Origin of the sequence: Halomonas sp. AOP27-A1-41 (assembly GCF_052378605.1) — a bacterium.
In the GTDB taxonomy this organism is placed as follows: domain Bacteria; phylum Pseudomonadota; class Gammaproteobacteria; order Pseudomonadales; family Halomonadaceae; genus Vreelandella; species Vreelandella citrativorans.
The window spans coordinates 1-916 of sequence record NZ_JBQSXT010000060.1; the positions used below are offsets into that span (position 1 = coordinate 1).

Below are 916 nucleotides of genomic sequence, written 5' to 3' on the forward strand. Positions count from 1 at the left end.
AAGCACTCTAGGAAAAACCTAGCTCGCCAATCAGGGAAAGGTAATTGATCCCATGCTTCCTGTTTTAATACTTTCAATTTATACCTCTAAAATTTAATATAACGCCTAGGGAGGCGGAAAAATTAGAGCGACGAATGAGCGAAAACTTTATTCGCTGTCGCTGCTTATTATGGGCTGTACTGCTTCAAAACATTAAGCAATGCCTTCCAACCTTCATCTGGGATAAAGCAGCTTGGCTTTCATCGTCGGAACAAAAAAAACCAAAAAACCAAAAAACTTTCAACATGTTCTTCTGAAAGAATATGGAGAATACTTTCGGAAGAGAATGCTTGCGCTCTGAATATCCCAGACGGTACCAGTCCACATTCTTGACACCTTTAACATCTTTCTAATTTTTAGGTTCAAGCGCAATCTCTAAACTCTCATAAACAAACAAATCCGACAATGACTTAAAATTAGCTGAAAATCTATTGTCAAATTTCAAAACTTCTAACTCACCAGTCAATGTCACAATCTTTTTTTCCACATGAGCATTTGCAATTATGGGATAACTTTTTTCACTGACTGTAAAAGAAACGCTTATTTCTCTATCTTGATACTTCGTCCTTAACTTTGCTCTACCTAATTCTTCTTCGTAGCCTCTATGCAAATCAGCAATCTCACCTGACAGCTGAACATTTTTTTCTGTTTTTTTCTCTTTTAAAACCTCACGATAATTTACTATTTTTTGAGCATCACGAGCAAAAAAAGAAATGAGATTATCATATTTTTCTTCTATCAACTCTCTCGAAGACCAATCAATCTTAACCTCAAAGTCTCGATGAGCCTTAAATCCAAAAATATCAATTAGAGCATCACACTCTTTTTTGTCTAAGCGTAGCTCAAGTAGTTTTTGAATAATAATTTCATTATCAAT

General features: G+C 35.0%; 1 protein-coding gene. It reads right to left on the reverse strand.

Features of this window, described 5'->3' with window-relative positions:
* Positions 1–388 precede the first annotated feature (388 nt).
* Positions 389–916: hypothetical protein (locus tag ACT3TC_RS17085; RefSeq protein ID WP_444641151.1), on the reverse strand; the 528-nt coding region annotated here is incomplete at its 5' end.